The 24210-nt window shown below is 66.0% G+C and carries 22 protein-coding genes, 1 other RNA gene and 1 pseudogene; 5 read left to right on the top strand and 19 right to left on the bottom strand.

What is annotated here, in order from left to right; translation table 11 throughout:
* Positions 1–35 precede the first annotated feature (35 nt).
* The 16 genes and pseudogenes from ftsA to rsmH form a co-directional block, all read right to left on the bottom strand.
* Complete coding sequence (gene ftsA / locus HU230_RS22310; RefSeq protein WP_176529831.1) at positions 36–1352, bottom strand: cell division protein FtsA; 1317 nt, start codon at positions 1350–1352, stop codon at positions 36–38.
* A complete protein-coding gene (locus tag HU230_RS22315; RefSeq protein WP_176529830.1) occupies positions 1349–2356 on the bottom strand; it encodes a cell division protein FtsQ/DivIB in 1008 nt (335 codons plus the stop codon). Before HU230_RS22315 ends, ftsA begins: the two co-directional genes overlap by 4 nt.
* Positions 2296–2564: pseudogene (locus HU230_RS22320) on the bottom strand (hypothetical protein); the annotation flags it as partial. The gene HU230_RS22315 and the pseudogene HU230_RS22320, both read right to left, overlap by 61 nt.
* Before the next feature lie 126 nt (positions 2565–2690).
* On the bottom strand, positions 2691–3677 hold the full coding sequence (locus tag HU230_RS22325; RefSeq protein WP_176529829.1) for a D-alanine--D-alanine ligase family protein: 987 nt from the start codon (positions 3675–3677) through the stop codon (positions 2691–2693).
* Positions 3677–4594, bottom strand: a complete 918-nt coding sequence (murB, locus tag HU230_RS22330; protein WP_176534917.1) for a UDP-N-acetylmuramate dehydrogenase — start codon at positions 4592–4594, stop codon at positions 3677–3679. The genes HU230_RS22325 and murB overlap by 1 nt, the downstream gene beginning before the upstream one ends.
* Before the next feature lie 2 nt (positions 4595–4596).
* The gene (gene murC, locus HU230_RS22335; RefSeq protein WP_176529828.1) at positions 4597–6000 is read right to left on the bottom strand and encodes a UDP-N-acetylmuramate--L-alanine ligase; all 1404 of its coding nucleotides are present in this window, start codon (positions 5998–6000) and stop codon (positions 4597–4599) included.
* 187 nt (positions 6001–6187) lie between these two features.
* Positions 6188–7018: a class I SAM-dependent methyltransferase gene (locus tag HU230_RS22340; RefSeq protein ID WP_176529827.1), complete on the bottom strand. Its 831-nt coding sequence runs from the start codon at positions 7016–7018 to the stop codon at positions 6188–6190.
* 37 nt (positions 7019–7055) lie between these two features.
* Positions 7056–8156 (bottom strand): undecaprenyldiphospho-muramoylpentapeptide beta-N-acetylglucosaminyltransferase, encoded by a 1101-nt coding sequence (gene murG, locus HU230_RS22345; RefSeq protein ID WP_176529826.1) that lies wholly within the window; start codon positions 8154–8156, stop codon positions 7056–7058.
* Between the two features lie 104 nt (positions 8157–8260).
* Entirely contained in the window at positions 8261–9412 is a 1152-nt protein-coding gene (ftsW, locus tag HU230_RS22350) for a putative lipid II flippase FtsW (RefSeq protein ID WP_176529825.1), read from the bottom strand.
* A 206-nt stretch (positions 9413–9618) separates the two neighbouring features.
* Positions 9619–11019 (bottom strand): UDP-N-acetylmuramoyl-L-alanine--D-glutamate ligase, encoded by a 1401-nt coding sequence (gene murD / locus HU230_RS22355; RefSeq protein ID WP_176529824.1) that lies wholly within the window; start codon positions 11017–11019, stop codon positions 9619–9621.
* Positions 11020–11027: 8 nt separating this feature from the next.
* Entirely contained in the window at positions 11028–12134 is a 1107-nt protein-coding gene (gene mraY, locus HU230_RS22360; RefSeq protein ID WP_016846578.1) for a phospho-N-acetylmuramoyl-pentapeptide-transferase, read from the bottom strand.
* 10 nt (positions 12135–12144) lie between these two features.
* A complete protein-coding gene (locus HU230_RS22365) occupies positions 12145–13578 on the bottom strand; it encodes a UDP-N-acetylmuramoylalanyl-D-glutamyl-2,6-diaminopimelate--D-alanyl-D-alanine ligase (RefSeq protein ID WP_176529823.1) in 1434 nt (477 codons plus the stop codon).
* On the bottom strand, positions 13575–15032 hold the full coding sequence (locus HU230_RS22370) for a UDP-N-acetylmuramoyl-L-alanyl-D-glutamate--2,6-diaminopimelate ligase (protein WP_176529822.1): 1458 nt from the start codon (positions 15030–15032) through the stop codon (positions 13575–13577). Before HU230_RS22370 ends, HU230_RS22365 begins: the two co-directional genes overlap by 4 nt.
* Before the next feature lie 102 nt (positions 15033–15134).
* On the bottom strand, positions 15135–16907 hold the full coding sequence (locus tag HU230_RS22375; protein WP_420840795.1) for a peptidoglycan D,D-transpeptidase FtsI family protein: 1773 nt from the start codon (positions 16905–16907) through the stop codon (positions 15135–15137).
* Positions 16907–17356 (bottom strand): cell division protein FtsL, encoded by a 450-nt coding sequence (gene ftsL, locus HU230_RS22380; protein WP_176529821.1) that lies wholly within the window; start codon positions 17354–17356, stop codon positions 16907–16909. The genes HU230_RS22375 and ftsL overlap by 1 nt, the downstream gene beginning before the upstream one ends.
* Positions 17357–17358: 2 nt before the next feature.
* Positions 17359–18354, bottom strand: coding sequence for a 16S rRNA (cytosine(1402)-N(4))-methyltransferase RsmH (rsmH, locus tag HU230_RS22385; RefSeq protein WP_176529820.1), 996 nt, complete (start codon positions 18352–18354; stop codon positions 17359–17361).
* Between the two features lie 485 nt (positions 18355–18839).
* On the opposite strand from rsmH, the gene HU230_RS22390 reads away from it, so the two are divergent.
* Together HU230_RS22390 and HU230_RS22395 are read left to right on the top strand one after the other, a co-directional pair.
* Positions 18840–19712, top strand: coding sequence for an N-acetylmuramoyl-L-alanine amidase (locus HU230_RS22390; RefSeq protein ID WP_176529819.1), 873 nt, complete (start codon positions 18840–18842; stop codon positions 19710–19712).
* A 93-nt stretch (positions 19713–19805) separates the two neighbouring features.
* Complete coding sequence (locus tag HU230_RS22395; protein ID WP_176529818.1) at positions 19806–20030, top strand: hypothetical protein; 225 nt, start codon at positions 19806–19808, stop codon at positions 20028–20030.
* 81 nt (positions 20031–20111) lie between these two features.
* On the opposite strand, the gene HU230_RS22400 is transcribed toward HU230_RS22395, so the two are convergent.
* Complete coding sequence (locus tag HU230_RS22400) at positions 20112–21347, bottom strand: RNA polymerase sigma factor (protein WP_176534915.1); 1236 nt, start codon at positions 21345–21347, stop codon at positions 20112–20114.
* Positions 21348–21416: 69 nt separating this feature from the next.
* Positions 21417–21776: a YciI family protein gene (locus tag HU230_RS22405; protein WP_176529817.1), complete on the bottom strand. Its 360-nt coding sequence runs from the start codon at positions 21774–21776 to the stop codon at positions 21417–21419.
* A gap of 147 nt (positions 21777–21923) precedes the next feature.
* Here HU230_RS22405 and rnpB point away from each other — a divergent pair.
* An RNA gene (rnpB, locus tag HU230_RS22410) (RNase P RNA component class A) lies at positions 21924–22338 on the top strand.
* Positions 22339–22439: 101 nt separating this feature from the next.
* Positions 22440–22619: a hypothetical protein gene (locus HU230_RS22415; RefSeq protein ID WP_176529816.1), complete on the top strand. Its 180-nt coding sequence runs from the start codon at positions 22440–22442 to the stop codon at positions 22617–22619.
* Between the two features lie 19 nt (positions 22620–22638).
* Here the strand turns inward: HU230_RS22415 and HU230_RS22420 are convergent, their stop codons facing one another.
* Positions 22639–23355, bottom strand: a complete 717-nt coding sequence (locus HU230_RS22420) for an alpha/beta fold hydrolase (RefSeq protein ID WP_176529815.1) — start codon at positions 23353–23355, stop codon at positions 22639–22641.
* A gap of 105 nt (positions 23356–23460) precedes the next feature.
* Here HU230_RS22420 and HU230_RS22425 point away from each other — a divergent pair, with 105 nt between their 5' ends.
* On the top strand, positions 23461–24204 hold the full coding sequence (locus tag HU230_RS22425; RefSeq protein WP_176529814.1) for a sulfite exporter TauE/SafE family protein: 744 nt from the start codon (positions 23461–23463) through the stop codon (positions 24202–24204).
* Positions 24205–24210: the final 6 nt, after the last annotated feature.

Consider the following 24210-nt stretch of genomic DNA (forward strand, 5'->3'; position numbering starts at 1 on the left):
AGCTGGTGAAAATGCAATGAGCCGGGGTGTGGTCATCAGAAGCCCTCGCGAAGCCATCGTCCGACCTTTCCGAAGTAACCGTCTGTCCCTGTCCTGAGCTGCCGCGTACGCCGCGGTTCGACATGTTCAAGATGTGCGTATTGCGGGTAGACCAAGAGGCCCGTCGGCACCGAGAACGAGGCGCCCTTCGCCTCGTTCGGCAGCCGACCGAAGCCGAGCGGGCGGCCGATACGGACCTGACGGTTCAGGATACGGGTGGCAAGCTCGACGGTGCCGGTGAGCTGCGACGCGCCGCCGCTCAGCACGACGCGCGCCCTCGGCTCTGCCGCAAAGGGAGAATCCGCGAGCCGGTCACGGACCATTTCGAAAATCTCCTCGGCGCGATGCCGGACAATGTTGGCGATCGTGGCGCGGGACACGATTTGCGGAGTCTCCCGATCATCGCCTGCAGTGGGAACGGACATCAGCTCGCGCGAGTCCGAACCGCCGGTCAGCACCGTGCCGTATAAAGTCTTGATTCGCTCGGCATCCGCAATGCACGCGCCGATGCCGCGCGCAAGATCCATCGTGATGTGTTGCCCGCCGAGCGCAAATCCGGATGCGTGCACGAGGCGGCCGCCGGAATAGGTCGCGATCGTCGTCGAGCCCGCGCCCATCTCGACGACGGCAGCGCCGAGATCGGCCTCGTCATCGGTCAGGACCGACAGGCCCGCGACATAGGGGCTCGACGCCATAGCTTCGACGTTGAGATGGCAGCGCTCGACCACCAGCATCAGGTTCTTGGCGACCGTCGCGTCCGACGTCACCACATTCATGTCGACGCCGAACTGGCGCGCCACCATGCCTCTGGGATCGCGGATGCCCTTGACGCCGTCGAGCGCGTAGCCGACCGGCAGCGCGTGTAGCACGGTGCGGCCGGCGCCGGCGGCGTGGCGCATGCCGGCCGAGGTGACGCGGCTGATATCGTCCGCGGTCACCGAGCCGCCGTGGATATCGGCCGCGGCTTCAACCAGCTGGCCATGCAGCCTGCCGCCGGAAACCGACAGCAGAACGGATTCGACACGGACCTTGGCCATGCGCTCGGCCAGCGCCACGGCATGGCGGACCGCCTTCTCGCATTCGGCGAGATCGACGACGGAGCCGGCCTTGACGCCGCGCGACTGGATCTGGCTGTAGCCGATCAATTCGACCGCATGGGTGCGGCCGCGCAGCACCTCGTTCGGGGGCGACGGCCTGAGCCGCGCGATCATGCAGGCGATCTTGCTGGAGCCGACGTCGAGCGAAGCCACCATCGCGGTGCGCTTCTGCATCGGGCGGGTCTTCGGGGTCAAATTGCGATCGAGGCCGGTCATGCGGAGTCACCGGCCTTCTTCTTGGACTTCTTGTCCTTGAACAGCTCGTCACGCGCCTTGCCGGCTTCCTCGGACAATTGCACGATCAGCCGATCGGGCAAGCGCATGTCGACGGCGACGATGTCGCGCGAGAACAGCTTCTCGTCCTTGTCGAGCTTTGAGAGTGCGGCCAGCGCGTTGCCGACATCGTTCTCGGGCAAGCGGACGTCGAGGCCGTCCTTGAGGCGCAGGTTCCAGCGTCGCTCGCCGACGAAGATCGCGGCCTTGGTCACCGAGCGCACCTGCGGATAACGGTCGAGCAGCGCCAGGAAGTCCTGGGCGCGGGTGTCCGCGCCCTTGCCCACCACCAGCGGCAGATTGAGGAAGCGGCGCGACACATAGGGCTCGAGCACCGCGCCGTCGGAGGCGATCACCGACAGGCGGCCGTTCTGCTGCCACAGCGCGAAGGCGGTGCGCTCGACGATGTCGATCTGCAGCCGGCCCGGATAGAGCTTGAGGATCGTGGCGTCGGCGATCCAGGGATTGGCCTTCAGCTTGGCGCGCACGGTGTCGGCGTCGAGGAACAGCAGCGAGGAGCGGCCGTTAACGCCGCCGATCGCAAGCACCTCGTCCTGGCTCAGCTGCTTGCGGCCGTTGATGCCGACGGTGGTGATGCGGAAGCCCGCGGAATTGGCCAGCGCATTGCGGGTGTCGCTGAGCGCGGTGGTGAACTCCTCGAGATGGCCGCCCCTGACGATGCCGAAGCCCAGGCTGCCGAACAGGATTGCGAGCGTCGCGACCAGGCCGATGCGGCGCGGCAGATAGCGTTCGACCAGCAGGATGTAGCGGTTCGGCGGCGCGCGATCGATCATCTGCGGCCGACTGGCGGGACGCCGGCGGCAGCGCGCGAGATGGGCGCCGACATACTCGCGCAGCAGCACTGCCGCTCCAATAGCGGCTGCTCTCAGGTCAGCTTGAGGCCCCAGCGATCGCAGCGATCGGGTGAGGCGTCCTGCACCATCCATTGCACGAGCTCGTCACATGTTGCGCCCGCAAACCCTGCGGGGTCCCGGCACAAATCACGTCTCGGCTAGACCGGTGGGATTAGAGAGGCCCCCTGTTCCCTGGTTGCGATCCTCGAAGCGGTAATCCGCGACAGCTCACGCCCCGGCAGCCAAGCGCTACATGCGCCGCCAGCGTTAACCTTCGGGCTTCCTGGTAAACAAATGGTAAAGGAGTTCAGCCTGGAGTGTATTTTGATCAACGCTCTGAATACTTTGCCGCGAACCCGATAGCATTTTAGCAACAGCGCCCGGGTTCCATCCGGCCGAGTCAGGCGGGTTCCCGGCCCGGTTGGCCTTAACTCCTGGCGCGGCGGCGGCCGAGCGCGATCTGGTCACGCAGGAAGTCGGCAAAGGCGATGCCCTGTGCTTTCAAGGCCTTAGGGTAAAGTGATGCCGCGGTGAGGCCGGGCAGCGTGTTGGTCTCAAGGTAGACCGGGCCATTGGCCGACACGATGAAATCGCTGCGCGAATATCCGGTGCACGACAATGCGCGATGCGCCCGCAACGCATGGTCCATGATCGCGGCGCTGACCTCGGGCGCGAAGCGGCCGGGACAGATCTCCTGGGTCGACTTCAGGAGGTATTTGGCTGTGTAGTCGAAGCCCCCCTCCGCCGGCACGATCTCGATCGGCGGCAATGCGAACACCGTGCCGTCGGATTGCTCGAGCACGCCGCAGGTCGCCTCCACGCCCGACACGAACGGCTCGATCAGATAGTCTTCATGCTTCGCGGCATTGCGGACCGCGACGAGGTCCTGCTGTGCGTTGACGAAGATCAGCCCGTAGCTCGATCCGTCCTTGGCGGGCTTTGCGATCAGCCTGCCGTGCTGGGCGAACGCCTCATCGAGCTGTGCGACCGATATGCCCTGCGGCGCGTTGAGGCCCGCGATCGCGGCGAAGCGCTTCGCCGATGGCTTGTCGAACGCCAAATGCGACGACGCCGAGCCGGAGCCGGTGAATGCGACGCCCCGCATCTCACACATCGCCTGCAATTCGCCGTTCTCGGCGCGGCCACCGTGCAAGCCGAGCACCAGCACGCGCTGCTCGGCGCCTGCCCTGTCGAGTGCATGGTCGAGCGCGATGCCCCGACCATCGGGTTTGAAGTCGACTTCGAAGGGCCGCGTGTGGCCGAGCAGCTGTTCGGACGTCACCGCATGCACGGTGTCGTCAACGTCCCAGAACCAGAGGTCAGCGTCGGGCAGCGCGCGGTGCAGCGCCTGCGCACTCGCCACCGAGACCAGCCGCTCCTTGTTGGTGCCGCCGAACAGAATGGTCACCTGCATCAGCTTTTCCCGATCCGCTTGATTTCCCAGTGCAGCTCAATTCCGCTGATCTGCTTGACCCGCTCGCGCACCGTCTCGCCGAGGGTCTCGATGTCATGCCCGGTGGCGTTGCCGGTGTTGATCAGGAAATTGCAGTGCATCTCCGACACCTGCGCGCCACCGACCTTGAGGCCTCGGCAACCGGCGGCGTCGATCAGCTTCCAGGCGCTGTTGCCGGGCGGATTCTTGAAGGTCGAGCCGCCGGTCTTCTCGCGGATAGGCTGCGCGGTCTCGCGATGGGCCTGCACCTCGTTCATGCGGGCGCGGATCGCGTCCGCATCGGTGATCCTGCCGCGAAAGCGCGCCGAGGTGAAGATGATCGACGGATCGACGCCAGAGTTGCGATAGACGAACTTCATGTCGGCATTGCTGAAGGTATGCTTCGTGCCGTCCCGGCCGATGCCGGTGGCCTCCACCAGCACGTCCTTGGTCTCGCCGCCATTGGCGCCGGCGTTCATGCGCAGCGCGCCGCCGATCGTGCCGGGAATACCGAAGAAGAATTCCATGCCGCCGACGTTTGCCGCTGCCGCCGTCTCGGCGACGCGCTTGTCGAGCGCCGCGGCGCCGGCCGTGACGACATCGCCGGCCGCGCTGATCTCGCCGAACGCTCGCGGCGCGAGCCGGATCACGACCCCGGGCATGCCGCCGTCGCGCACGATCAGATTGGAGCCGACGCCGACGACATAGACCGGCAGCTCCTGCGGCAGATGCTTCAGGAAGTAGGCGAGATCGTCTTCGTCGGCCGGCGTGAACAGCACCTGCGCAGGACCGCCGACGCGAAACCAGGTCAATTCCGCCAGCGACTGGTTCGCCAGCAGCCGCCCGCGCAGCTCCGGCATCGCGGTTTTCAGGTCGGGCGTGATGTCGGGGAAAGTCACGATCACCCCAGCGCCTTCAATTCGTCGGGCAGTGCGTAGGCCCATTGCGTGATGTTGCCGGCGCCGAGGCAGACGACGAGGTCGCCGGACTTGGCAATACCGTGAACGATCTTCGCGAGCTCGCCGGCGTTCGGCAGCGGGACAACGTTGCGATGGCCGTGGGCGCGCAGGCCGGCGGCGAAATGGTCGCGGTCGATGCCTGCGATCGGTGCTTCGCCGGCCGGATAGACCTCGGCGACCACGACCGCATCGGCATCGTTGAAGCAGGTGCAGAACTCTTCGAACAAGGATTGCAGGCGGGTGTAGCGATGCGGCTGCACCACGGCGACGATCTTGCCGTTGGTGGATTCCCGCGCCGCCTTCAGCACGGCCGCGATCTCGACCGGATGATGGCCGTAATCATCGATCACGACGACACCGTTCGTCTCACCGGTCTTGGTGAAGCGCCGCTTCACGCCACCGAAGCCGGCCATGGCCTGGCGGATCACGTCATCGGACACGCCGAGCTGATGCGCGACCGCGATCGCCGCCGTCGCGTTCGACGCATTGTGGCGTCCCGGCATCGGCAGCATGATGTCAGCGATCTCGTGCGTCGCGCCCGACTTGCGATCGCGGATCGCGACCTTGAATTTCGAGCCGCCGCCCATCGGCGTCAGATCCAGGAGCTGCGCGTCGGCCTGCGGATTCTGGCCGTAGGTGATGATGCGGCGGTCCTCGATCTTGCCGACCAGGGTTTGCACCACCGGATGATCGGTACACATCACGGCAAAGCCGTAGAACGGAACGTTCTCGACGAAATCGCGGAAGGCGTCCTGGATCGCCTCAAAGGTCTTGAAGTGATCGAGATGCTCGGGATCGATATTGGTGACGATGACGACGTCGGACGGCAGCTTCAGGAACGTGCCGTCGCTCTCGTCGGCCTCAACCACCATCCAGTCGCCGGCCCCGAGCCGCGCATTGGAGCCATAGGCGTTGATGATGCCGCCATTGATCACGGTCGGATCGAGCCCGCCGGCGTCGAGTAAGGTCGCCACCATCGTCGTCGTCGTCGTCTTGCCATGAGTGCCGGCGATCGCGACGCAGCTCTTCAGCCGCATCAATTCCGCCAGCATCTCGGCGCGCCGCACCACCGGAATGCGCTGCGCGCGCGCCGCCATCAGCTCGGGATTGTCGCGCTTGATCGCGGTCGAGACCACGACGACGTCGGCGCCATCGACGTTCTCGGCGGCGTGGCCGACCGAGATCTTGGCGCCCTTCTTGCGCAGCCGGTCGAGGTTGTAATTGTCCGACGCATCGGAGCCCTGCACGGTGTAGCCGAGATTGATCAGCACCTCGGCGATGCCGCTCATGCCGATGCCGCCGATCCCGACGAAGTGAATGGGTCCGATCTCGCGCGGCAGTCTCATGATCCGGTTCCTGATATCATCGTCCGTGCGCGCCTCACATCGGTCGCGCTGAGTACTGGATGCCCCGCTTTTCCCATGCGTGACAAGGGCTTTTTCCGCCCCGCAGCCGCGGAAATGTCGCTGTTGTCAGCTACCGGCCGGTGGTGGTGATCTGACGTCACGGACATCTCCATCTCGGCCCCGGCGGCTACGCCGCTCCCGGCCGCGCGGCGAACTCATCTTGCATGTCGATGACGCGAAGATAATTGCGCAGCCGGTTGGTCTCGAGCGCGCGCAGCAGCTTGTTCTGGTGATAGGGCAGCACGAGCTCGGCAAGCTGAGCACTCCAGGCGGCGTTCATGTCGAACAGCACCCCTAAGCCGAACACCGCGGGGATCTCGGCGAAGCCGAACTCCCTGCCCTGCGCAAGTTCCTCTGCCAGGAAATCATCGATTGCGGTCATCACGCCGTTGCGCACGCCACCGGCATGAGTTGCGAACGCGAACTGGCCCATGCCGCGAAATCCACGACCTTCCACCAGGCTTTCGCGATCCAGCGCGGCGCCTGCATCATAACTGTGCGTATGGCGATGCTCTGCCGGAATCTGGTCAGGCGCATAGTACGCGTCGCGGCGGCCACAGGGCCAGCCGACATCATGAAGGAAGACCAGAAGGGGCTTGGCGGCGCGGCGGCTGATCGCCTCGATCTCGCGGAGCTCGTGATAAACTGTGTACCAGTTATGATCGCCATCGACGATCCAGGCGTCGGCGGCGTCAAGCTCGCCGAACGCGTCGAGACTGGTTTTCGCGACGTGACGCACATCCGGATTGGCGTCGACCCAATCGAGGAATTCGCGCTTCGGCGCCGGATCGACGCTGGTGAGCTGGCCGCCACGGGCCCGGCAGTGATCGGCGAGCAGCGCCGACATGCCGCCATACTCGGCACCGATCTCGACGATATTCTGCGCATCTGCCAGGCGCAGCGCTTCGAGGATCAGGTCCGAGAATTCCGAGACGGAGTGAATCAAAAGACCCGTCATGATCAAGTCTCCCCCGGCGTCCTGCCGGATTGGCGCGTCAAATCCCGGCCACCTTGGCAACCAGATCGGCCAGCCGCTCCGCGGCATCAAGTCGCCCGACACTGCGCGCGGCGTCCGCCATCGCGGTCAGTCTCTCGGGCTCCGCGGCGAAGGCCGAGATTTCGGCCGCGAGCCGTTCCGGCGTGAAGTCGGCCTGCGTGATGCGCAGCGCGCCGTTCGCCTGCGACAGCACGCCGGCATTGGCGAATTGGTCCTGATCGATCGCGCCCGGCAGCGGCACCAGGATCGAGGGCCGCCCGATCGCGGCGAGTTCGGCCACCGTTCCGGCGCCGGAACGCGAGATCACCAATTGGCTCGAGGCCAGCCGCGCCGGCAGGTCCGGGAAGAACGGCGCGAGCTCGGCATCGATCTTGAGCCGGTCATAGACCGCCCGCACCCGCGCCATGTCCTCCTCGCGCACCTGCTGGGTGATGATCAGCCGGCGCCATAACGCCGGCGCGAGCTTCTCGATCGCCGGCGGCACGATGTCGCTCATCACCCGCGCGCCCTGGCTGCCGCCGACGACCAGCAGCCGCAACGGCCCATCCACCTCGGGCGGGGTGTATTTCACCGCGGCCGCCGCAAGGATCGCCGGCCGCATCGGCGTGCCGACGGTGGTGGCCTTGCCGGCGAGCGCGGGATCGCGATCGAGCACGCCGGGCAGCGAGGTCGCGATCGCGTTGACGCGGCCGGAGAGGAAACGGTTGGCGCGGCCGAGCACCGCATTGGCATCGTGAATGATGCCGGGGACGCCGAGCATCCGCGCCGCGATCAGCGGCGGCAAGGTCGGGTAACCACCGAAGCCGACGACGGCCGACGGCTTCAGCCGGAGCACCACATTGGCGGCGACCAGCGTGCCGTAGCCGAGCATCAGCACGGTCCGTGCCAGCGAGATCGGGTTGCGGCTGCGCACGGTCGCGCTCGGCACGAGCTCGATGCTCTCCCTGCCGAACAGGCCGGAGTAGCGCAGCGCGCGGCCGTCGGTCGCCAGCCGCACCCGCAGGCCACGCCTGATCAATTCCACGGCGAGCGCTTCGGCCGGGAACAGATGGCCGCCGGTGCCGCCGGCCGCCAGCAGAATCAGGGGGGACTCAGCCATGGCAACAATTTATACCGTCATTGCGAGCGAAGCGACTTGTCCGTCGAAGCCTTGGCGAAGGCGGAAGCAATCCATGGCGCTCTTCGCAATGGCGATGGGAAGCCTCATGCGTAGGCGCGCCGCGCGCTGGCGCCTTCCATCGATTCGATTTCGGTACGCGGCCGCTGCCGCGTCAGCGCCAGCATCATGCCGACGCCATAGGCGAGCGACACGAACGAGGAGCCGCCATAGGAGATGAACGGCAGCGTCATGCCCTTGGCCGGGATCAATTGCAGATTGACCGCCATGTTGATGGTCGCCTGCACGCCGAACAGGATCGCGAGCCCCGATGCCGCAAAGCGCGAGAACATGTCCTCGGTGGCATAGGCGCGGGTCAGCGTGCGGATCACGATGAAGCCGAACAGCGCGACCAGCATCAGGCAGAGGATGATGCCGAACTCTTCCGCCGCGACCGCGAACACGAAGTCGGTGTGGCTGTCCGGCAGGCTGCGCTTGGCGATGCCCTCGCCCGGCCCGAGCCCGAACCAGCCGCCGTTCCAGAACGCTTCCATCGCGGTGTCGACCTGGAAGGTGTCGCCGGAGGCCGGGTTCATGAAGCGCTTGATGCGGCCGGCGACGTGCGGCACCAAAAGATAGGCGCCGAACAGGCCCGCGCCAGCGGCGCCGGCGAGCCCGAACACCCAGATCATCCGCATGCCCGCGATGAAGAACAGCGCGCCCCACACCGTGAGGATCAGCATGGTCTGGCCGAAGTCGGGCTCCATCACCAGAAGCGTGACCAGCGTCATCAACAGCACCAGCGCCATCGAGGTCGCCGGCATCTCCGGCCGCTTGGTCGATTCCGCAAACAGCCAGGCCGCGACGATGACGAAGGCGGGCTTGGCGGCTTCGGAGGCCTGGATGTTGACGCCGAGCAGCGTGATCCAGCGCCGTGAGCCCTTGACCTCGGGCCCGATCAGCAGCGTCAGCACGATCAGCACGATCGAGACCGCAAACACGATCAGCGCGGTGCGCCGGATCTGCCGCGGCGTCATGAACGACACCCCGATCAGCACGATCAGCGACGGCACCAGGAACATGACGTGGCGATTGAAGAAGTGGAACGGATCGAGCCCGATCCGGGTCGCGACCGGCGGGCTCGCCGCCAGCGACAGAATGACGCCGGCCAGCATCAACGCGGCGATCGCGACAAGCAGCAGCTTGTCGACGGTCCACCACCAGTCCGAGAACGGGGTGCGTTGGTCACGGGCGAGCATGGGCGTCCCCAGATGGCAGAGATAACGTTCATTCGTGGCGCAGGATGGTTTCCAAGGGGTTAACGGGATGGGTAACTTTTGAGGGAGGTGGGTTGGGGGCTCGTTCACTGCTGCGAGCCCACGCATTCGCCGTCGTCCCGGCGAATGCGTGGCGCGATCTGATGGGTTTCGCTGCGCTCTACCCATCCTTCAATTCTGCGGGGCTCTCACACCACCGGCTTGACGCCGGGCAATGCCTGGACGATGTCGCGGAAGGCTGTGCCGCGGATTTCGAAATTGCGGTACTGGTCGAACGAGGCGCAGGCCGGAGACAGCAGCACGACGGCTTCGCTAAGCCCCGATGCGTCCGCATCGCGCGCGGCGCTGGCGATCGCGACGTCGAGTGTGCCGGACATCTCGTGCGGGACGCGCTCGCCGAGCGTGCCGGAGAACTCCTGCGCCGCCTCGCCGATCAGATAGGCCTTGCGGATGCGCGGGAAATATCCGGTGAGGCCCGTGATGCCGCCGGCCTTCGGCTTGCCGCCGGCGATCCAGTAGATGTCGGCGAACGACGACAGCGCATGCGCGGCCGCGTCCGCGTTGGTGCCCTTGGAGTCGTTGACGAACAGCACATTGCCGCGTCGGCCGACCTGCTCCATGCGATGGGCGAGGCCTGGGAAGCTGCGCAGGGCGTTCTGCAACACGTCGGTGGCGATCCCCATCGCCAGTGCACAGGCCGAGGCGCAAGCGGCGTTCTGCGCATTGTGCAGGCCGCGCAGCGAACCGATGCCGCCGAGCCGCGCGATCTCGCTGCGCGCCGCGCCCGATGCGCCCACGATGGTCTCGTGCTCCACATAAAGACCGTCGGGCAGCGGGTTCTTCACCGAGATGCGCACCACGCGCTTGCCGGCGCGATCGAGCCGGTCGGCGATGTCGCGGCACCAGCCGTCATCGACGCCGACGATCGCGGTGCCGCCCTGCTGCACGCCGGCGACCAGCCGCTCCTTGACCGCGGCGTAATGCGCCAGCGTGCCGTGGCGATCGATGTGGTCCTCGCTGATGTTGATCAGGATGCCGACCGAGGGATCGAGCGACGGCGCGAGGTCGATCTGGTAGGACGACATCTCGATGACATGGACGCGGCCCATCCGCGGCGGCTCCAGCGACAGGATCGCGGTGCCGATATTGCCGCCCATCTGGGCGTCGTAGCCGGCGACCTTCATCAGATGCGCGATCAGCGCTGTCGTGGTCGACTTGCCGTTGGTGCCGGTGATGGCGACGAACGGCGCGTTCGGTGCGTGGCGGCACCGCTCGCGGCAGAACAATTCGACGTCGCCGATCACCTCGCAGCCCGCCTCGCGCGCCTTCAGCACGCTCCAGTGCGGCACCGGATGGGTCAGCGGCGCGCCGGGGGTCAGGATCAGCGCGGCGAAATTCGCCCACGACACGGTGCGCAGATCAGCGGTGGTGAATCCGGCCTGCGCCGCCTTGGCGACGTTGTCGGCACTGTCGTCGCCCGCGATCACCTCTGCGCCACCAGCCTTCAGCGCGTGGCAGCTCGCGAGCCCGGAGCCGCCGAGCCCGAACACCGCGACCGTCTTGCCCGAGAAGGAAGTGACCGGGATCATGGCGACGCTCAGCGCAGCTTGAGGGTGGAGAGGCCGGCAAGCGCCAGCATCACCGAGATGATCCAGAACCGGATCACGATCTGCGGCTCGGTCCAGCCCTTCTGCTCGAAATGATGGTGCAGCGGCGCCATCCGGAACACGCGTTTTCCCGTGAGCTTGAACGAGGTGACCTGCACGATGACCGAGACCGCCTCCAGCACGAACAGGCCGCCGATCACCGCGAGCACGATCTCGTGCTTCACCGCGACCGCGGTGGCGCCCAGCATGCCGCCGAGCGCGAGCGAGCCGGTGTCGCCCATGAAGATCGAGGCCGGCGGCGCGTTGAACCAGAGGAAGCCGAGACCTGCGCCAAGCACCGCGCCGCATAGCACCGCCAGTTCGCCGGTGCCGGCGACGTAGTTGATCTGCAGGTAGTCCGAGAATACCGCGTTGCCGGTCAGATACGAGATCATGCCGAAGCTCGCGGCGGCGATCATGACCGGCACGATGGCAAGGCCGTCGAGGCCGTCGGTGAGATTCACCGCATTGCCGGCGCCGACCATCACGAAGGCGCCGAAGATCACGAAGAACCAGCCGAAATTGATCACGAGGTCCTTGAAGAAGGGAATGACGAGCGACGTCGACGACACGTCGCGCCCGAGGCGGACCAGCGCGTAGGTGGCGGCGAGCCCGATCGCCGCCTCGATCAGGAGCCGCAGCTTACCGGCGAAGCCGCTGTGCGACTGCTTTGTGACCTTCAGATAATCGTCATAGAAGCCGACGAACCCGAAGCCGAGCGTCACCGCCAGCACGATCCAGACATAGGGATTGAGCGGGTTGGCCCAGAGCAGCGTCGACACCACGAGCCCGGACAGGATCATCAGCCCGCCCATGGTGGGCGTGCCCTTCTTGGAGATCAGGTGTGACTGCGGGCCATCGGTGCGGATCGGCTGGCCCTTGCCCTGCCGCAGCCGCAAATGATCGATGATCCAGGGCCCGAACAGGAATACGAACAGCGCGCCGGTCACCATCGCGCCGCCGGTGCGGAAGGTAATGTAGCGGAACACGTTCAGAGCGCTGCGGAATGCCCCAAACCCCGGAACGGTGTTGGACAGTTCGATCAACCAGTAGAACATTCAAGGAGTCCTATACCGCTTCTTCGTGCGCGGCCTTGTCGGGGAAGCGTTTTTCCAGCGCGCTGACAATGAGCTTCATCTTCGATCCCAGCGAGCCCTTCACCATGATCACGTCACCGGCACGGACCGCGGCGACCGCCTGTGCTTCGAGCGCCGCCGAGCTCTCGGCATAGCCTCCCCGCTTGCCGGTGGAAAGGGCATCCCAAAGATTCCGCATCAGCGGACCACAACAATATACGAGGTCGATGCGGTTGGCGGTCACGGCTTCGTTGAGGCCGCGGTGCAATTCGGGCCCGGTCGGCCCGAGCTCGAGCATGTCGCCGAGCACGGCGATGCGGCGGCCATGCGGTCCGGTCGGGGCCTGGCCGAGCACGTTGAGCGCGGCGCCCATCGAGGCCGGATTGGCGTTGTAGCTCTCGTCGATCAGCGTCGCCTCGCCATGGCCGACCTCGAGCGTGCGGCGAAGGCCGCGGCCGGTCGGCGCCTCGAGCTGCGACAGCGACAGCGCCGCGCGCGCGATATCGGCACCGAGCAGCGAGGCGCCCGCGAGCACCGCCAGCGAGTTCATCGCCATGTGGCGGCCGGGCATGCCGATCTTGTAGGTGATGTCATGGTCCAGAATATCGGCGTGCACCGCCGAGCAGGTCGCGTGCAGCGAGAGGTCGATCAGCCGCGCCTCGGCGCGCTTGTCGGTGCCGAACGAGACGATGCGCGAGATGCCTGCCTTCTTCGCCTGCTTTTGCAGCCGCGAGAATTGCCCGTTGTCGCGGTTGAGCACGACCGCGCCATTGGGCTCCAGCCCTGCGAAGATCTCCGCCTTGGCATCGGCGATCGCCTCGATACCTGCGAAGAATTCCAGATGCACCGGCTCGATCGTGGTGATGACAGCAACATGCGGCCGCACCATCTTGACCAGCGGCGTGATCTCGCCTGCATGGTTCATGCCGATCTCGAACACGGCAAAACGCGCGCTCGCCGGACAGCGCGCCAGCGACAGCGGCACGCCCCAGTGATTGTTGAACGACGCGACCGAGGCATGGGTCTCGCCCTGCGCTGACAGCACGCGGCGCAGCGCCTCTTTCGTCGAGGTCTTGCCGACCGAACCGGTCACCGCGATGATCTGCGCGGTGAGCCGCGCGCGCGAGGCATAAGCGAGCTCGACGAGGCCGGCGAGCACATCGTCGACCACGAGCAGCGGCGCGTCGGCAGGAAACTTCTTACGCTGTGTAGTCTCGACGACAGCCAGCCCGGCGCCGGCCTTCAGCGCCGCCTCGACGAAGGCATGGCCGTCATGGACGTCGCCCTTGATCGCGAAATACGCATCGCCCGGCGCGATGGTGCGGCTGTCGATCGAGAGACCGGTGATGCCGTTTGGCAATGCGCCCTGCGTGGCGGCGCGCATCGCTTGCGCCATCGCATCCGAGGTCCACAACATCGTGCTCATGCGCCCTCCTCGGCCAATGCACTCGCGACTGCCTCATGATCGCTGAACGGCAGCGTCGTGCTGCCGACGATCTGCCCGACCTCATGGCCCTTGCCGGCCACGACCAGCGCATCGCCCGGCTCGAGGCCGGCGATCCCGGCGCGGATCGCGGCGGCGCGGTCGCCGATCTCGCGCGCGCCCTTCGCCGTCGCCATGATCGCGGCTCGGATCGCCTCGGGCTTCTCGCTGCGTGGATTGTCGTCGGTGACAATGATCTGATCGGCATTCTCGGCGGCGATCGCGCCCATGATCGAACGCTTGCCGGCATCGCGATCGCCACCGGCGCCGAAGATCACCACCAGCCTGCGCTTCGCATAGGGCCGCAGCGCTTGCAGCGCCTTGGCGAGCGCATCGGGCTTGTGGGCGTAGTCGACGAAGATCGGCGCGCCATTGTGCTCGCCGACGAATTCCAGCCGGCCCTTGGCACCCTCGAGATGTTCGAGCGTGCCGAACACGTCGTCGGCGGCGCTGCCGGTGCCGATCGCAAGGCCCGCCGCGACCAGCGCATTCTCGATCTGGAATTCGCCGACCAGCGGCAGCCGGATCGCGTGCTTGCGGCCGCGGTGCTCGATCACGAGCTGCTGGGCGAAGCCTTCGATCGCGGCGTCGGTAAGCTTGATGCCATCGGTGGCGTCGGCATTGCGGCCGACCGTGATGATGCGCAGGCCGCGCGCCCGCGCCGCATCGATCACCTCTCGCGAGCAGTCATGATCGGCCGAGATCACGGCAGCGCCGCCAGGTGCGACGAGATCGCGGAACAGGCGGAGTTTTGCATTCAGGTAATGCGCGACATCGGGATGATAATCCATGTGGTCGCGCGACAGGTTGGTGAAGCCGCCGGCTTCGATGCGCACGCCGTCGAGCCGATACTGGTCGAGGCCGTGCGAGGAGGCTTCGAAGGCGAGATGCGTGACGCCGTCGCCTGCGATCTCGTCGAGCTGGCGATGCAGCGCGATCGGATCGGGCGTCGTCAGCGAGCCGTAGACGGTGCGCTTGTCCGAGACGAGACCGATGGTGCCGATGCTCGCCGAGGAGTGACCGAGCCGCTGCCAAATCTGGCGCGTGAACGCCGCGACCGAGGTTTTGCCGCTGGTGCCGGTCACCGCCGCGATCGTCGCAGGCTGGCGCGGATAGAACGTAGCGGCGGCGAGCGCCAGCGCGCGGCGCGGATTGGGCATGATCACGAACGGGACGCGGCTGTCACCTTGCGGCAGATGGTCGCTGGCGACCGCGACTGCGCCCGCGGCAATCGCCGCATCGACGAAGCGTGCGCCATCGGTCCTGCTGCCGGCCAGCGCGAAGAATAGGTCGCCCGGCTTCACCGCACGGCTGTCGACCGCAAGCCCTCCGACGGCAATCGCGTCGACACTTGGATCGATCGTGGCATCGGCGCTGAAGAGGTCGCGAAGTCTCATGATCTTCCAGTCTGGCCGGCGCCGTTCTGGCGCCGCTATCTGAGCATGATTTGTTCGGAAAACCGCTTCACACTTTTCCGGATCATGCTGTGTCCATACGCCTTACTGGGTTGTTCTGGATGCCGCAAGAATAAGGCGGTCGGACGGCGGCAGGTCGAATCGCGGTTCAACGCCCAAAAGCGGCGCAATTCGGGCGATCACATTGCCGCCGGTCGGCACCGCATTCCAGCCCGAGGTGATGAAGCCATAGGTCTCCTTCAGGGGCTGCGGCTCGTCGAGCATGATCAGCAGCTGATATTTCGGATTGTCGGCGGGCAGGATCGCGGTGAAGGCGTTCAGCACGCGCTTCTTGGCGTAGCGGCCGTTGATGACCTTCTCCGCGGTGCCGGTCTTGCCGCCGATATAGTAGCCCTTGACGTCGGCCTTCTTCGCGGTGCCGATCTCGGCGTTGAGCCGCATCAAATAGCGCATCTTGTCCGAGGTCTCGGGCTTGATGACGCGCTTGGCCAGCGCCATCGCCTCCTGCTCGGTGCGCTTCAGGAAGGTCGGCGGGATCAGATAGCCGCCATTGACCAGCGCGTCGATGCCCATCACCGCCTGCAGCGGCGCCACCGCGATGCCGTGACCGAACGAGATGGTGACGGTGTTCAATTCGCCCCACTTCTTCGGCACGATCGGCGAGGCGCTCTCCGGCAATTCGGTGCGCAGCCGCTCGAGCTGCCCCATCTTGCGCAGGAAGGCCTTGTGCGCGTCGACGCCCATCGCCAGCGCAATGCGCCCGGCGCCGATGTTGGAGGAATAGTAGAACACCTCCTTCATGTTGATCATGCGGCCCATGTTGTGATCGTCATGGATCGCGAACTTGCCGTAGTGCAGCGGGCCGCGCGCATCCCACATCGAGTTGAGACCGAACCGGCCGCTATCCAGCGCCATCGCCAGCGTGAACGCCTTGAAGGTCGAGCCCATCTCGTAGACGCCGGTGGTCAGGCGGTTGATGCGGTCGGGATCGTGCGCTTCCTTCGGATTGTTCGGATCGAAATCCGGCAGCGACACCATCGCTACGATCTCGCCGGTGCGCACGTTGGAGACGAGGCCGGAGGCGGCCTTGGCCTTGAACTTCTCCTTCGCCTTGATCAGTTCGTCGCGCAGCGCATGCTCGACGCGCAGGTCGACAGACAATTCAACCGGCTTCTGCAGCCGGTCGGTGGCGAAGCCCGCGCGATGCAGATCGGCCAGACCGTTATTGTCCAGCCACTTCTCCATGCCGGCGATACCCTGGTTGTCGATGTTGACGAGGCCGATCAGGTGGGCGACCTCGTTGCCGGTCGGATAGACACGCTTGTTCTCGCGCAGGAAGCCGACGCCGGGAAGGCCAAGGCGATGGATGTCGAGCTGCTGCTTCGGCGTGATCTCGCGCTTCAGCCAGACGAAGCCCTTGCGCGAGGACAGGCGGTCGCGCACTTCGCTGGTGTCGAGGTCGGGCAAGGCCGCGGTCAAGAGCTCGATCGCCTCGTCCTTGTCGATGAGGCGGCGCGGCTCGGCGAACAGGCTCGGCGCCTTGACGTCGGTGGCGAGAATTTCGCCGTTGCGGTCGGTGATGTCGGGCCGGGCGGTTGCGATCGCGTCCTGCGAGGCGGTGCGCCGCGCGCCATGACTGTCGGCGCCGACGGCGAACAGCACCAGCCGTCCGGCCAGCACGCAATAAACCGCGGCAAAGGCAAGGATCGCAAGACCGACGCGCGCGCGCGCCTTCGCGGCGCGGTCGACATTGCTTCCGTACAGCAGCGTGCGGATCAGCCGCGTGCGCCAGGGTTCAGCGGATTTTGCGGCCGGCTTGCTGGCGGGTGCCGGATCGGTCATGGCAGGTCCCGTCATTACTGATCTCCCCCGCCCTGCTCGGAATCTTCTGCGGGCGCGGACTGGTCGGCGGCCGGCTGGTCGGTCGCCGGCTTGTCGATCGATCCGGTCGTGCTGTCGGGCGCGGCGGCGGCCTCGATGGTGTCGATCATCGCGCCGATCGGATCGCGCGAACCGGGCCGCGTGAAGCTCGGCGGCCGCTCCGGCAGATTCCTCAGGGAATCGTACTGGTTGGCGTTGACCGGCTTCAGCGGCAGATGGCGTTCGGCAAGCCCCTGCAGCCGCAGCGGCGCGTCGAGCTTGGCCCATTCGGCGCGCAAGGTGGCAATCGCATTGCGCTGCTCGCGGATCTCGGCGTTGAGCTGCAGCACGCGTTCGACGCGCGCGGTCGATTCCATCTTGATGCGGTAGACGTAGGATGCCGCGAAGATCAGCATGCCGATGACGAGGAGATGGAGGAGGCGCATCGTCAGCCTCCCCGCTTCAGGTCTGACAGCCGCGGCCAAGACGGCAGGTCGTCGTCCGCATGCGCCGGCGCCGCAGTGCGCTCGGCTGCGCGCAGCTTGGCCGATCGCGCGCGCGGATTGGCTGCTATCTCCGCTTCGCCGGGCGTCACCGGCCGCTTGGTCAAGATCTGAAAGCTCGGCGCGGATTGCGCCACTTCAGGCCGATGCCGCGAGCCGCCGGAGACCTTGCCGCGCTCGCTCAGGAAATTCTTGACGATGCGGTCTTCCAGCGAATGGAACGAGACCACGGCAAGTCGCCCGCCCGGCTTCAGCACCCGCTCGGCCGCAGCCAGCGCCCGATGCAGCTCATCGAGCTCTTCATTGACGAAGATACGCAGCGCCTGAAAGGTCCGCGTCGCCGGATGGATCTCGTTCGGCTTGGCGCGCACGATCTTCGCGACGATGTCGGCAAGCGCCTCGGTCGTCGTGATCGGCGCGTCCTTGCGCGCGGCGACGATGGCGCGCGCGACGCCGCGCGAATGACGCTCCTCGCCGAAGATATAGATAATGTCGGCGAGTTGCTTCTCGGACGCGGTTGCGACCACATCGGCCGCGGTCGGGCCGCTCTGCGCCATCCGCATGTCGAGTGGACCGCCCAAGCGGAACGAGAAGCCGCGCTCGGCCTGGTCGAGTTGCATCGAGGAGACACCGACATCCATCACGACGCCGTCGACCTGGTCCACTCCCTGCGAGGCGCAGACCTCGGCGAGATCAGAGAAACGGTCCTCGACCAGCGTCAGCCGGCCGCCGGCGCCATCGACCAGGTCGAAGCCGCCGGTTATCGCGGTGCGATCGCGGTCGATGCCGATGACGCGCGTATCAGCGACGTCGAGGATCATCCGGCTGTAGCCGCCGGCACCGAAAGTCGCGTCGACATAGATGCCGCCGGCGCGCGGCGCGAGATAGGCGACAGCCTCGCGGCCCAGCACTGAAATGTGACGCGGCGCACGCTCGCTCATGCGCGGTCTCCGGGCGGAGCTGCGTAATTGGCATGCAAGCTGACTGCGCGCCGACTCATTGCGCCTCGAATCCTCGCGCCTTGCCCGACCATTCCGATGAAGAAAGCGCTCCGCGATCCCAGCGCCAACTCCCGTACTCGGCCGCAAAACCTGATATCCGACCGGAATTGGGAGGCTTTCCATGGGATTTCGCGCAAACAGCGGACCTCGGCCGTCCCCCGAAACCGGTTCGGCACTTCACCTCTCAGTAACGGCACTTAACGTTAAGAAAACGTTGATGATCGGTTAGCGGAATCGCGCGACTTTGACCCGCATTCGAATGATACCCTCGGCCCCCGCTCGGGGCATTTTGCGCGGCGCATCATGCAGAGCTTGGAACCGGCAGGGCCGATTGCGCGGCCCACACGGTAAAGGAATAGTAAACGCCTATTTGTTTATCCATATGTCAAAATGCTTTCTCCTGGTTCGGGTTTTGAGTGATTCGTATGGCTTCTGGTTCGTCCTCGTCCGGCAACGCTGATTCGAAGCGTCAGCGCGTCCTTCCTGTTCCGAAGGGCGTGGCCGACGTGGAGACGTTCACGCCGGATTCCTCGATCGCCTCCGACGTGATCCCGTCGGTGAATTTCGGCGACCGCGCCAACAACCGGCAGCCCGACATGATCGTGCTGCACTACACCGGCATGCCCGACGTCGAGGGCGCGATCGCCCAGCTCTGCACCGCCGGCACTGAGGTCTCGGCGCATTACATCGTGCTCGAGGACGGCCGCATCGTGCAATGCGTGCCGGAGAGCAAGCGCGCCTGGCACGCCGGCGTCGCCGCCTGGGCCGGCGAGGACGACATCAACTCCTGTTCGATCGGCGTCGAGATCGTCAATCGCGGCCACGATTGGGGCTATCCCGACTTCCCGCTGCGGCAGATCGCGGCCGTCATCGCGCTGTGCCGCGGCATCATGCTTCGCCGCAAGGTAGTCTCGCATCGCGTGCTCGGCCATTCCGACGTTGCGCCGGGGCGCAAGAAGGATCCCGGCGAGAAGTTCCCCTGGCACTCGCTGGCCAATTCCGGCGTCGGGCATTGGGTGCAACCGGCGCCGATCGTGCGCGGCGAGGCGCTGCAGCTTGGTGCGATCAGCGATGCCGTCTCCAACATGCAGGCCGCGTTCCGGCGCTACGGCTACAACATCCCGACCAACGGCAAGTTCGACGGCCCGACGATGGAGGTCGTCACCGCCTTCCAGCGTCACTTCCGCCCCGAGCGCGTCGACGGGATCGCCGACCGCTCCACCATGGCGACGCTGCACGCGCTGCTCGAGAGCCTGCCGCCGGATGCGGCGGCGCAAGTCGCTGCGAAGACGAAGTAGCGCCGCTTTTTCTGCCAAATGCGCGTGCGCAAATGGAACTTTTGACCACGTGCCGTCTTTCTTAGCTGGGGCGGTCTGAGTGGAGATTCGTCCATGTTCAAAGCACTCATCGCGGGAGCTGTCGCTATCGGCCTCGTTGCCGCTCCGACAGTGGCAGGTGCCATGTCGACCCAGGACAAGACCACGTCAACCCATCACAAGACCCACAAGGTCCATCACGCGCAGAAGAAGATGATGGCGCCCGGCACCACGACCGGCATGTCGAGTGGAACGACGACCGGGCAATCGACCGGCGCCAAGGCCAAGACAGGGTACTGAGCGTTCAACGCCGCGCGGCACGCTGACGATCGTTGACGTGAACGGCGCGCCCTCACGGACCACGCACGAGATGAGGCGATGTCACCCCATCTCGGCGAGCCGGCGTGCGTAGAGCCGCCGCAGCGGCTCGAGCTGCGTCGCCGCGGTCGCGGCAAGATAGGCCTGCCGCGCCTCGTCCTTGCGGCCGAGGCGGCGCAGCAGATCGGCGCGCACCGCCGGCAGCTGGTCGTATCCCTTGAGGCTGCCGCGCGCGTCCAGCGCGTCGATCAGATCGAGCGCACGCGCCGGGCCGTCGACCATCGACACCGCAGCGGCATGATTGAGCTCGATCACCGGCGACGGGCTGATGCGCAGCAACACCTCATAGAGACCCGCAATCTGCGGCCAATCGGTATCCTCATAGCTCGGCGCCCGCGCATGCAGCGCGGCGATCGCGGCCTGCACGGCGTAGGATTGCGGCCGGCCTGGCATCCGCAGCGCCTCCTCGACCAGCCGCACGCCTTCGGCGATCTGCTGAAAATCCCACAACGAACGGTTCTGCTCCTCGAGCAGCACGATGTCGCCGCCTGCGGTCTGCCGGCCGGCGCGGCGCGCATCGTGCAGCAGCATCAGCGCCAGCAGGCCCTTGATCTCGCCGCGCGCCGGAATCAGCCGATCGAGCAGCCGCGCCAGCCGGATCGCCTCGCGCGCAAGATCGGGCCGCATCAAATCCTCGCCGGCGGTCGCGGCATAGCCTTCGGTGAAGACGAGATAAATCACGGTAAGCACGCCCGTGAGGCGCGGCTCCAGCGCCTCGCGCTCCGGCACCTCATAGGGAATGCCGGCGAGCTTGATCTTCTGCTTGGCGCGCAACAGCCGCTGCGCCATCGCATCCTCGCTCACCAGGAACGCGCGCGCGACCTGCGCCGTGGTCAGGCCGCACACCGTGCGCAAGGTCAGCGCAACCTGTACCTCGGCGGCAAACGACGGATGGCAGCAGGTAAAGATCAGCCTCAGCATGTCGTCGTCGAGCGTCGCATCGGCCGGCTCCGGCGATGGCTCCGCATCCAGCAACAATTGATGCGACAATTCCTGCTGCTTGCCGCGGAACGAAACCGCGCGACGAACGCGGTCGATCGCCTTGTTGCGGCCGACATTGACCAGCCAGGCGCGCGGATTGGCGGGGAATTCACCGATCGGCCAGCGCTGCAGCGCGACCGCGAAGGCATCCTGCAGGGAATCCTCGGCCAGATCAAAATCGCCGACGAGACGGATCAGCGTTGCGAGCGCCCGACCCGCCTCGTCGCGGAAGATTTTCTCGATCTGGCTCGGGGTCATGGCCATCAATCGTTGCTCAACGGCCGCGCCGGACGGCGCGGCCGCTGCATCGATGATGCGATAATGGCGTCATCGCGGGTTGTCGTAGATCATCACCGGCCTGACTTCGATCGAGCCGGTCTTGGCGCCGGGAATCCGCGCCGCAAGGCCGAGCGCGGTGTCGAGATCCTTGGCCTCGACCAGATAGTAGCCGCCGAGCTGCTCGCGGGTTTCCGCGAACGGCCCATCGGTCGTCAGCGTCTTGCCGTCGCGGACCCGCACGGTGGTTGCGGTCGACACCGGCTGCAGCCCGTCGCCCGCCTTGAAGTGCCCGCTCTGGATGATCGACTGGGTGTAGGCGCCGTACTCCGCCGTCACGGCCTTGCGGTCGTCAGCGGTCATGTGGGCGTATTCCGCGTCGCTCCGGTAGATCAGCAGCAAATATTGCATCTCGTCTCTCCTCTTGACCGGCTGGATCGCCGACACCCAGTCGAACGGGCGGCAGATCAAACGACATCTTCAGGATAAATTATTTTGGCCGCCCTGGCCGCCGTTATCCGCTTGACGGATCGGGCGGAAACGCCCATGCGGTGGGGGTCAGTCGGCCGGACGGCCGCTCCCGCTGGTGCCGAAAGGCCGCGGGGGAGGAAAGTCCGGGCTCCATCGACATGCGGTGCCGGATAACGTCCGGCGGGGGCGACCCCAGGGAAAGTGCCACAGAGAACGAACCGCTCCCTCCTCGGAGGTAGCAAGGGTGAAAAGGTGCGGTAAGAGCGCACCGCGTTTCCGGCAACGGAGACGGCATGGCAAACCACACCGGGAGCAAAACCGAATAGGGACGGCAACGCGGTTAGTTCGCGCACGCGCGATAACACCGCAGGGCGATGTCAGGTCCGCTGTCCGGGTAGGTTGCTCGAGGCAAGGTGCAAACCTTGTCCCAGAGGAATGGCCGTCGCGTACCATTCGCAAGAATGGTGCCCTACAGAACCCGGCTTACAGGCCGGCTGATATTTTGGAGTATGAAGGGCTCGGCGTAACACGCCGGGCCCTTCGCCATATCGGACGCCACGGCTGCATCCCATTTGCTAGAATGCCCCCCGCGGAGGATCGCAGATGGACCTTCAGAAGATCATGGCAAAGGCGCGAGATATCGCCAGGACCACCGGCACGATCACGACCGAACAACTCAACGGCCTGTGCCCGAACAGCATGGAGCCCGACGATATCGCAGCGCTCTTCGCGGCTCTGCGGACCGAGGGCATTCAACTCAAGGATAGCGACTCAGAAAAGTAGAAGCCGTCGACTTCGGACACTACGCTACGATCTCCTGCAGCAGCGCCATCAGCGCCTCCGGCGCCGTGACGTTCGGCGAGTGGCTGGCGTCGATCTCGAAATAGCGCCAGCCGGCTTCGTTCCTCGTGCGATTTGCGAACTGCCCGAACGTGTCCGCCAGCGTGGTGCGGGTGGCGTAGACGTAGCTGCGCGGCAGCTTGGTCTCGCCATGTTGCAGCTTGAGTTTCTGCTCGAAGCATTTGATCGGCATGTCGACGCGACGCGCGGTGAGCCATTCGACATCTGCGGGAGACGTATCCGGCGGCGTCGGCATCGGCGGGATGCGCCAGCCGTCGCCGTCGCTCGCGAGCTCGCGCATGGTCTCGATGGCCGGCTCGTTGAGGTCGAGCAGGGATTGGCCGTCGCGCGGCACGAAGGCGTCGATATAGATCAGCTGCGCGATGCGCTCGCGCACCCGGTCGGCGACGCCGGTCGCGACCATTCCGCCATAGGAATGGCCGACCAGCACGATGTCGTGCAGATCTTCGTAGGAGATGACGCCGAGCACGTCCTGGATATGCGCTTCGAGGTCGAGCCCCTGATGCGCCAGGTGCGCGCGCTCACCGAGCCCGGTGTAGCTCGGCGTGACGAGCCGGTGCCCGGCGGCCTGCATCAAGGGATGCATTTTCTTCCACGCCCATCCGGCCGACCAGGCGCCGTGACAGACCAGAAAGGTTTTCGACGTATTCGCAGTCATGGGGTGCTTCGATTCCGATTGTCGTTGATGAGCCGCGATTTTGAAGTGTACCCGCCGCCCGCGTCGTGTAAACGTCGCCGCAACGATCAAAAGAACGAGACGAGGATGAACCCGGCAAGCTACGCGGTCCTGTTCTTCGGCGCGCTTGCCGGCGGTTTCGTCTCCGGTCTTGCCGGCTTCGGCACCGCGCTGATGGCGCTCGGCATCTGGCTCTATGTGCTGCCGCCGACACTTGCGGTGCCGCTGGTGCTGGTCTGCTCGGTGATCGCGCAGGTGTCGACGCTGCCGTCGATCTGGAAGAGCATCGATTTCCGCCTGGTCTGGCCGTTCGTCATCGCGGGCCTCGCCGGCGTGCCGATCGGCATTTTGCTGATCGCCCGCGCCGACCCCGGGGTCTTCAAGCTGACGATCGGCGTCTTCCTGCTGGTGTTCCCGACCCTGCTGTTCCTGCAGCGCAAGCCGATGTCGATCGCCTTCGGCGGCAAATGGGCCGACGGCGCGATCGGATTTGCCGGCGGCATTCTCGGCGGCCTCGCCGGACTGTCCGGCCCGCTCCCGATCCTGTGGGCGAGCCTGCGCGGCTGGGGCAAGCAGCAGCGCCGCGGCGTATTCCAGATCTTCAACTTCACGATCCTGGCGGCCGCGCTCCTGGTCCAGATCGCGAGCGGCCTGGTGAAGCCCGAACTGATCTGGCTCGTGGGCTGCGCGTTTCCGGGAACGCTGCTCGGCGCCTGGCTCGGCGCGCGCCTCTACCACGCGCTCAGCGACCGCAACTTCTCCGACGTCGTGCTGGTGCTGCTGTTCCTGTCCGGCGTGGCGCTGGTGTGGAACGGGCTGGCGCCGAAATAGCCGACA

Origin of the sequence: Bradyrhizobium quebecense, from assembly GCF_013373795.3 — a bacterium.
Taxonomy (GTDB): Bacteria; Pseudomonadota; Alphaproteobacteria; order Rhizobiales; family Xanthobacteraceae; genus Bradyrhizobium; species Bradyrhizobium quebecense.

Bases quoted from the DNA above. Each gene is read 5' to 3' on its own strand.
- ftsA (WP_176529831.1), bottom strand. From the start codon at position 1,352: ATGACCGGCCTCGATCGCAATTTGACCCCGAAGACCCGCCCGATGCAG.
- HU230_RS22315 (WP_176529830.1), bottom strand. From the start codon at position 2,356: ATGGATGGTGCAGGACGCCTCACCCGATCGCTGCGATCGCTGGGGCCT.
- HU230_RS22325 (WP_176529829.1), bottom strand. From the start codon at position 3,677: ATGCAGGTGACCATTCTGTTCGGCGGCACCAACAAGGAGCGGCTGGTC.
- murC (WP_176529828.1), bottom strand. From the start codon at position 6,000: ATGAGACTGCCGCGCGAGATCGGACCCATTCACTTCGTCGGGATCGGC.
- HU230_RS22340 (WP_176529827.1), bottom strand. From the start codon at position 7,018: ATGACGGGTCTTTTGATTCACTCCGTCTCGGAATTCTCGGACCTGATC.
- murG (WP_176529826.1), bottom strand. From the start codon at position 8,156: ATGGCTGAGTCCCCCCTGATTCTGCTGGCGGCCGGCGGCACCGGCGGC.
- ftsW (WP_176529825.1), bottom strand. From the start codon at position 9,412: ATGCTCGCCCGTGACCAACGCACCCCGTTCTCGGACTGGTGGTGGACC.
- murD (WP_176529824.1), bottom strand. From the start codon at position 11,019: ATGATCCCGGTCACTTCCTTCTCGGGCAAGACGGTCGCGGTGTTCGGG.
- mraY (WP_016846578.1), bottom strand. From the start codon at position 12,134: ATGTTCTACTGGTTGATCGAACTGTCCAACACCGTTCCGGGGTTTGGG.
- HU230_RS22365 (WP_176529823.1), bottom strand. From the start codon at position 13,578: ATGAGCACGATGTTGTGGACCTCGGATGCGATGGCGCAAGCGATGCGC.
- HU230_RS22370 (WP_176529822.1), bottom strand. From the start codon at position 15,032: ATGAGACTTCGCGACCTCTTCAGCGCCGATGCCACGATCGATCCAAGT.
- HU230_RS22375 (WP_420840795.1), bottom strand. From the start codon at position 16,907: ATGACGGGACCTGCCATGACCGATCCGGCACCCGCCAGCAAGCCGGCC.
- ftsL (WP_176529821.1), bottom strand. From the start codon at position 17,356: ATGCGCCTCCTCCATCTCCTCGTCATCGGCATGCTGATCTTCGCGGCA.
- rsmH (WP_176529820.1), bottom strand. From the start codon at position 18,354: ATGAGCGAGCGTGCGCCGCGTCACATTTCAGTGCTGGGCCGCGAGGCT.
- HU230_RS22390 (WP_176529819.1), top strand. From the start codon at position 18,840: ATGGCTTCTGGTTCGTCCTCGTCCGGCAACGCTGATTCGAAGCGTCAG.
- HU230_RS22395 (WP_176529818.1), top strand. From the start codon at position 19,806: ATGTTCAAAGCACTCATCGCGGGAGCTGTCGCTATCGGCCTCGTTGCC.
- HU230_RS22400 (WP_176534915.1), bottom strand. From the start codon at position 21,347: ATGACCCCGAGCCAGATCGAGAAAATCTTCCGCGACGAGGCGGGTCGG.
- HU230_RS22405 (WP_176529817.1), bottom strand. From the start codon at position 21,776: ATGCAATATTTGCTGCTGATCTACCGGAGCGACGCGGAATACGCCCAC.
- HU230_RS22415 (WP_176529816.1), top strand. From the start codon at position 22,440: ATGGACCTTCAGAAGATCATGGCAAAGGCGCGAGATATCGCCAGGACC.
- HU230_RS22420 (WP_176529815.1), bottom strand. From the start codon at position 23,355: ATGACTGCGAATACGTCGAAAACCTTTCTGGTCTGTCACGGCGCCTGG.
- HU230_RS22425 (WP_176529814.1), top strand. From the start codon at position 23,461: ATGAACCCGGCAAGCTACGCGGTCCTGTTCTTCGGCGCGCTTGCCGGC.